The organism is Azospirillum sp. ST 5-10, from assembly GCF_051225715.1.
Taxonomy (GTDB): Bacteria; Pseudomonadota; Alphaproteobacteria; order Azospirillales; family Azospirillaceae; genus Azospirillum.
The window spans coordinates 43,982-50,935 of sequence record NZ_JBPJSP010000042.1; the positions used below are offsets into that span (position 1 = coordinate 43,982).

Genomic DNA, 6,954 nt, shown 5'->3' on the forward strand with positions numbered 1-6,954 from the left:
TTTCAAGCATTGATGCATATATGGCTTTGAGCGCCGTGAGGCGCCCGGTCCCAGAGATGGAGCCTTCCTATGGACGACGAGACCCCGGCGGGCGAGTCCGGGCTGAGCCTCGATCAGGCGGCCGACGCGTTTTCCGTCATCTTCTCCGGCGGGAGCGATGACGGCGACGATGCGTCCGCCGGTTCGGACTCTGGTGACGGCCGCGACGACGCGGACGGCCTGGACGACGGCGACGACGAGGGCGGGGACCTGGGCGACGAAGGCGCCGAGGGCCGTGACGAGGGCGAAGGTGACGAAGGCGGGGAGGGCGGCGAGCCGCCGGCCCCGGCCGCGGCGATCAAGCTGAAGCTGCCCGACGGCTCCGAGATCAGCCACGACGAGGCGGTGCGCGGCTACGTCGCCGCGCGCCAGTTCCAGCAGCAGCTTCCGGCGGTCGAGGCGGAGTTCCGCGCGGTGCGGGAAGAGCGCGCGCTGTATGCGCAACTGCTCCCCCAGCTCAAGCAGGCGCTCACCGTGCAGGAACCCGATTGGGACCGGCTGAGGGCCGAGAACCCGCAGGGCTTCGCCGCGGCCTGGGCCGAACACCAGATGCGGCAGGAGCAACTGCGCGCCGTCGAGGCCGAACAGACGCGCCTGACGGAGGCGCAGCGGGCCGAGGCGGGCAAGGCGCTGGACGCCATGCGTGAGCGCGAGCTCGGGGCGCTGCTCCAGGCGCTTCCGGAGTGGAAGGACGACGCCACGCGCACGGCCGACGTCGCCAAGATCCGCGCCTATGGCCGCAAGAGCGGCTTCACCGAACGCGAGCTCGAGGGCGTCGCCGATCACCGGGCCCTGGTCGTCCTGCGCAAGGCGATGCTCTACGACGAGATGGTGGGCAAGCGCAGCGACCTGCGGCGCAACCGGACCGACACGGGGCCGGTGCCGCTGAAGCCGGGCGCCTCCAAGGCGGGGGCCGGCAACGGCGGCGCGATCACCAAGGCCAAGGAGCGTCTCGCACGAACCGGGCGGGTGGAAGACGCCGCCGCGGTGTTTCGCCGCATGATCTGAGGAGGGCACATCCATGGCCGCTGTCACCGGCTCGTTCAAGACCTATGACGCGGTGGGCAACCGCGAGGACCTGACGGACGTCATCTACAACATCAGCCCGGCCGACACGCCGTTCATGTCGGCGGTGGGCAAGGGCAAGGCCAAGGCGGTGCTGCACGAGTGGCAGACGGACAGCCTGGCCGCGGTGAACACCGGCAACGCCGTCGTCGAGGCGAACACGGTCACCGGCTCCACCTCGGCCCCGACGACCCGGGCGCAGAACTACTGCCAGATCTCCGAGAAGGACGTCGTGGTCAGCGGCACCCAGGAGGCCGTCGACAAGGCCGGCCGCAAGGACGAGATGGCCTATCAGATGGCGAAGCGCTCCAAGGAGCTGAAGCGCGACATGGAAGCCATCGTGACCGGGCCCCAGGGGCAGGTCGCCGGCGACCAGTCCACGCCGCGCAAGACGCGCGCGCTGGAGTCCTGGCTGCAGACCAACGACAACCGGGCCACCAACGGCGCGCAGGCCACCGCCGCGACCGCCGCGCCCACCGACGGCACGCAGCGCGCCTTCACCGAGACGATCCTGAAGGACGTCATTCAGAAGTGCTACGCCTCCGGCGGCAACCCGAGCCTGATCATGGTCGGCCCGGTGAACAAGCAGAAGGTGAGCGACTTCACCGGCCGCGCGAGCGCCCGCCAGAACGTCAGCGCCAAGACGATCATGGCGGCCGCCAGCCTCTACGCCTCCGACTTCGGGGACCTGCGCGTGGTGCCGAACCGGTTCCAGCGGGAGCGGTCGGCGTTCGTGCTCGATCCGGAGTACGCGAAGATCTCCTACCTGCGCCCGTTCAAGCGCACGCCGCTGGCGAAGACCGGCGACGCCGAGCGCGCCATGCTCAACGTCGAATGGTGCCTGGAGATGTCGAACGAGGCCGCGCACGGCGTCGCCGCCGACCTCACCACCTCCTGATCGGCCGGGGGGCCCATGAGCAACCGCACGGCCCTGCTGGATCACTACGACCTCGGCGTCCACCGTGTCGCCGAGGTTTTCCACTATGACCCGGACCACCCGGACGGCTTCACCGTCGAGACCCGGGAGGACTGCGCCGGCCTGGTGGAAGCCGCGAAGGACGCGGCCGACAACGAAGGCGGCTTGCGGGCGGACGGGCTGCGGCTCGAGGCGGTGGTGCCGCTCGACGTCCTGAACCGGGCCTTCATGGAAGGCTGGTTCCACGACAACGCGGCGTGGAAACGGTGGGCGAACGACCCGGCGAACCGGGATTTCCGCGTCTCGTACCACGGTCGGATCAAGAGGCTGTGACCATGGACCTGAACGTCGTCATCGCCATCCCCACCGGCGGCAACGTCACGGCCGGCACGCTGTGGAGCGTGGCGAACACGGTCGCGTGCTTCTGCCAGGCCACCTACGAGGGCGGCCGGAAGGACGTCGAGGTGGTGGAGGTGTCCGGCTCCATCCTGCCCGACGTGCGGCACCGGCTGGTCGCGGAAGCCATGCACCGGGAGGCGACGCACCTGCTCTGGTGGGACTCGGACATCGTGGCGCCCTTCGACTGCATTCAACGCCTGCTGCGCCACAACCTGCCCGTGGTCGCCTGCAACTACCCGCGGCGGGCCGGCCTGCCGACGATCCCCACGGCCTATGTCGACGGCGAGGACTACACGGGCCCCCTCTACACGCCCGACGACGCCGACGGGCTGGTGGAGGTGTCCCACGCCGGCATGGGGCTGATGCTGACCGACATGCGGGTGTACGACGCGGTCGACATGCCGTTCTTCTGCTTCCAGCACACGCCCGGCACGCCGCGCGTCATCGGCGAGGACGTCTACTTCTGCCGCAAGCTGCGCGAGGCCGGCATCCCCGTCATGGTCGATCAGGTGCTTTCGCGCGGGATCGAGCACGTCGGGGAGATCCACTACACGCACACGATGGCGAACGCCTCGCGCGACGCGGCGAAGACCGCGCCGCCCGTTCTGCGGGAACGGAGCGATGCCGCGTAAGGTCGCCATCATCGGCCGGTCGGCGGCCACCCGCGGCCTCGCCCCCTGGCATGATCCGGCGTGGGAGGTGTGGGCGCTCGCCTGGGACGTTCCGCCGCGCGCCGATCGGTATTTCGAGATGCACGCCACGCCGTCGGCGGAAGGCTATGGGTCCGATCCGGTGGCGTTCCTGGCGGCATCGCCTTGCCCGGTCTACATGCGCGCGGCGCACCCGGCGATCCCCTGCAGCGTCGCCTATCCCCTGCTGGACGTGATCGGGGTGTGCGGCCGGGAGTTCCATTCGAGCATCGCCTACATGGTCGGCCTCGCCGTCGCCGAGGGGGTGGACGTGCTGGGCCTGTGGGGCGTCGACGCGGTCGACGGCTACGCCTACCAGCACGCCAACCTCCGATGGCTGCTCGGCATCGCCAAGGGGCGCGGCGTATCGCTGCGGTTCCCGGACGGGTGCGCCCTGGCGCCGGATGGCCGGCAGTACGGGGCGCCGGAGTGGGAGGGCCCATGAGATGGCACTCGGCACCTATGGGGAGCTCAAGGCGTCGGTCGCCGACTGGCTGAATCGGTCCGACCTGACGACGCAGATCCCCGACTTCATCCGCCTGTTCGAGGTGGAGGCCGGGAAGGTGCTTCGGCTGCGGGAGATGGTGAAGCGGGCGACGGCCTCGATCAGCAATGAATACGAGCTTCCGCCTGATGACTTCCTCGAGGCGGTGTCGTTCAGGATCAATGGCGACGGCGGCGGCTCGCTGGAGCTGCTGGGAGAGGTGCAGTTCGACCAGCTGCGCGCGACCTGGGCGACGGGGAGGCCGCGGGCGTTCGCCGTGATCGGCCAGCAGCTCGCCTTCTACCCGGCCCCCGGCGGCGCCTCGTACACGGGCGAACTGGCCTACTACAGCGCCATCCCGGCCCTGTCGGACAGCGTCACCACGAACTGGCTGCTGGCGGCCGCTCCGAACGCCTACCTGTTCGGCTCGCTGGAAGCGGCGGCGCCGCTGCTGGATGAGGACGAACGGGTGCCGACCTGGGGAGCACTCAAGGTGCGGGCCCTGCAAGCCCTGATCGATGCCGACAACCGGGCGAAGCGGGGCGGCGGCACGATGCGGATGCGATCCCGGGTGAGGTGGTGACATGACGACGTGGGAGAGCATCCCCGACGGGGTCTCGCAGACGGTCACCCAGGACCTGAGCAGCTACCGCGTCACGCCGACGGGCGGGACGGTGGGCACGCTGGCCGACCTGATCGGCGACCTTCAGGACGGCAAGCAACCGGGCAACGAAGTGTTGACCGCGCTGTCCGTCGTGACCCCTGCGGCCAACAAGCTGCCATACTTCACGGCTGCCGACGCTGCCGCCGTCACCGACCTGACAGCTTTCGGGCGGTCTCTGCTTGACGACGCCGACGCCGCGGCGGGTCGAAGCACGCTTGGGGCGCTTGCCACGGACGGCGATGCGTCGGCAACGTCGGTCACGGCGACGGGATCGGCGGCCGCGCGTTCACTCGCCGATCGGTTCGCCGAACGTGTCAACGTGAAGGACTTCGGCGCGACTGGCGACGGGACGACGGACGACACGGCGGCCATTCGCGCCGCCATCGCTGTGGGCGGGCACGTCTACTTTCCGGCGGGGCGGTACCTCGTCGGGGCGACCACTGGAACCGAAATCTTTCTTCTGGAACACCTGGTCAACATTGTCGGGGACGGGTGTTCCCTTGGGCAATCGGAAATCGTCGTCAAGTCCGACACGCCGGACACGATCGACGTCTTCCGCCTGAGCCCCAACGTCGGTGACGACGTGAACACCTTCTACGGCTGGAGCGTCCACGGCGTCCGCATCATGCCGCAGTCCGGCGCGCCTGCGCGCCACGGCATCAACATTGATCTGGGGGCTGGCCAGTTTCTGGCAAAGTCCGCCATCGAGCGGAACTGGATCGGGCCGTTCGGCGGGTTCTGCGTCCACCAGACCAAGAGCGGGGACGCCGATGGATTTTTCACGTCGGTGATCGCGGACAACGTGCTCCTGTCGCAGGGCGGCGGGGTGCGTCTCTACCAGTCCGGGGATAGCCTGAAGATCCTGCGCAACACCATTACCGGGGCCGGCGTCGGCGTCTATACGCGGCCAATCGCCGGCGCCGCCACTCAGATCATCGAACACAACAACATCACCACTTCTGGTGGTGCGGTGGTGGTCGAAAGCGGCTTCCAGGTCAAGGTGACGGAGAACCAGACGGAGCAGAACCAGGATTATACCGGCTCCGACGATGCCATGGTGGTCCTCGATGCGTGCACAGCATGCGAGGTGATCGGCAACAACATGAACACGCATGACAGGGTGTCGTGCGTGGTCATCCGTGGTGGCGGGACGAACAACGCCGTTGACCGCAATGCGATGTACGTCTCGGAGGCGGACGGGAAATACCATCTCGTCATTGAGTCCGACGCCGGCAACTTCCATAGCTTCGGTCCGCGCAATCTCCTTTACACGGATGGCGCGCTCACGTCGTTCCCGCGCATCAGTGACAGCTCGGCCGGGCCTCAGATTGGGCTGTGGAAGCAATTGACGCTTCAAAACAGTTGGGCAGCCGACAATGACGTCAACTTCGCACAAGGCCTGTACTATCGGCTAAATGCCGACAGGTCTGTGTCTTTGAAAGGAGCAATCCAGGGTGGGACGAACACGGCCGGAACGCTGATCACCACATTCCCTGTCGGCGCGCGACCGGTGGAGAAGGTGGTTTACGTTACTGCCCATTGCTACACGCCCACGTGGGAGCCTGCGGCATGCTTCCTCACGAACGATAGCGGGACGCTGCATATCCTCGCGGCGTTCCCTGCCACAGGGATGGTCACGTTCGACGGTGCACGTTTCGAGACGATCTAGGCGGCCCGGCAGCAGGCCGCACATTCGATAGAGCGAGGATCTTCGCGTCATGACCAGTACCCCCAGCACGCTGGCGAAAACGGAGCGGATGGCGGCAGGCGAGAATGACGACGCCTGGGGCGAGAAGGCCAACGCCGTGTTCGACCGGCACGAAGAGATGATCGCCGGCATGGCGACCGTCGACGTCTCGGCCGATGACGTCACGCTGTCCGACGACGAGTTCATCCAGAACGAGGCGCGGCAAGCGATCCTGAAGTGCACCGGGATGACGCCGACCGCGCGCATCGTCACCATCCCGGCCCGCACCAAGCGGTACCTGGTTTCCAACGACACGACCGGCGGCTTTGCGCTGATCCTCACCACCGGATCGGGCCTGGCCGCGTCGGTGCCCAACGGCCAGGCGCGCGACGTCTGGTGCGACGGGACGAACGTGCGGCTGGTCGACGACGGCGCCAGCGGCGCCACCATCGGCCTCGTCCTCGCCCTGACCATGAGCAGGTGACCCCATGCCCGAAACCTTCGTCTCCCCGCCCCGCGTCGCCATCTCGACGTCGTTCGTCTCCGCCTACGTGGTGCCGACGGCGACGATCGGCCTGTGCTTCGCGCACACGATCACGAACACCCACGCGTCGGAGGACCTGGAACCCTACGCGCGCTGGCTGGACGCCTCGGACAGCAACACCGCCCGGCCCCTGACCAACGGGGGCGAGGCGATCCCGCCCGGGAAGTCGGCGCAGATCTTCGCGCCTCAGACGCTCGCGGCGGGCGATGCGCTCCAGTTCAAGCGGGGCTCCACCGGCACCATGGAGGTGTCGCTGTCCATCCTGGAGCAGACGTGATGCCGGATGCCCTGATCGATGTCGGCCAACTGCCCTATGTGCCGTGGAACCTGCGCAGCTTGGAGGTGCGGGCCCGCTCCGGACGCGTGGTGCTTCCGCAGGCGGTCAGCGGGTCCGGCGCCGGCACGTTCATGGCCGTGAAGTGGCCGAAGGTCTGGTTCTACTACGCCGCGGACGCGACGGCGGCGGC

The 6,954-nt window shown here is 68.2% G+C and carries 10 protein-coding genes; all 10 read left to right on the forward strand.

Annotated elements, in window-relative coordinates; all coding sequences use genetic code 11:
* The first annotated feature begins 69 nt into the window (after nt 1–69).
* Entirely contained in the window at nt 70–1,047 is a 978-nt protein-coding gene (locus ACSBPG_RS29370; protein ID WP_435540803.1) for a hypothetical protein, read from the forward strand.
* Nucleotides 1,048–1,060: 13 nt separating this feature from the next.
* Nucleotides 1,061–2,002 (forward strand): DUF5309 domain-containing protein, encoded by a 942-nt coding sequence (locus ACSBPG_RS29375; protein ID WP_435540804.1) that lies wholly within the window; start codon nt 1,061–1,063, stop codon nt 2,000–2,002.
* 15 nt (nt 2,003–2,017) lie between these two features.
* Complete coding sequence (locus ACSBPG_RS29380) at nt 2,018–2,353, forward strand: hypothetical protein (protein ID WP_435540805.1); 336 nt, start codon at nt 2,018–2,020, stop codon at nt 2,351–2,353.
* Nucleotides 2,354–2,355: 2 nt separating this feature from the next.
* Complete coding sequence (locus tag ACSBPG_RS29385) at nt 2,356–3,051, forward strand: hypothetical protein (RefSeq protein ID WP_435540806.1); 696 nt, start codon at nt 2,356–2,358, stop codon at nt 3,049–3,051.
* Nucleotides 3,041–3,553 carry a hypothetical protein gene (locus ACSBPG_RS29390; protein WP_435540807.1) on the forward strand — a complete coding sequence of 171 codons (513 nt, stop codon included), beginning with the start codon at nt 3,041–3,043 and terminating at the stop codon, nt 3,551–3,553. Before ACSBPG_RS29385 ends, ACSBPG_RS29390 begins: the two co-directional genes overlap by 11 nt.
* A gap of 1 nt (nt 3,554) precedes the next feature.
* Nucleotides 3,555–4,175, forward strand: a complete 621-nt coding sequence (locus tag ACSBPG_RS29395; RefSeq protein ID WP_435540808.1) for a phage adaptor protein — start codon at nt 3,555–3,557, stop codon at nt 4,173–4,175.
* A 1-nt stretch (nt 4,176) separates the two neighbouring features.
* Nucleotides 4,177–5,925: a glycosyl hydrolase family 28-related protein gene (locus ACSBPG_RS29400; RefSeq protein ID WP_435540809.1), complete on the forward strand. Its 1,749-nt coding sequence runs from the start codon at nt 4,177–4,179 to the stop codon at nt 5,923–5,925.
* A 49-nt stretch (nt 5,926–5,974) separates the two neighbouring features.
* Complete coding sequence (locus tag ACSBPG_RS29405) at nt 5,975–6,427, forward strand: hypothetical protein (protein WP_435540810.1); 453 nt, start codon at nt 5,975–5,977, stop codon at nt 6,425–6,427.
* Nucleotides 6,428–6,431: 4 nt separating this feature from the next.
* On the forward strand, nt 6,432–6,764 hold the full coding sequence (locus ACSBPG_RS29410) for a hypothetical protein (RefSeq protein ID WP_435540811.1): 333 nt from the start codon (nt 6,432–6,434) through the stop codon (nt 6,762–6,764).
* Nucleotides 6,764–6,954, forward strand: a 191-nt coding sequence (locus ACSBPG_RS29415) for a hypothetical protein (RefSeq protein WP_435540812.1), incomplete at its 3' end; no start/stop codon positions are given. The genes ACSBPG_RS29410 and ACSBPG_RS29415, both read left to right, overlap by 1 nt.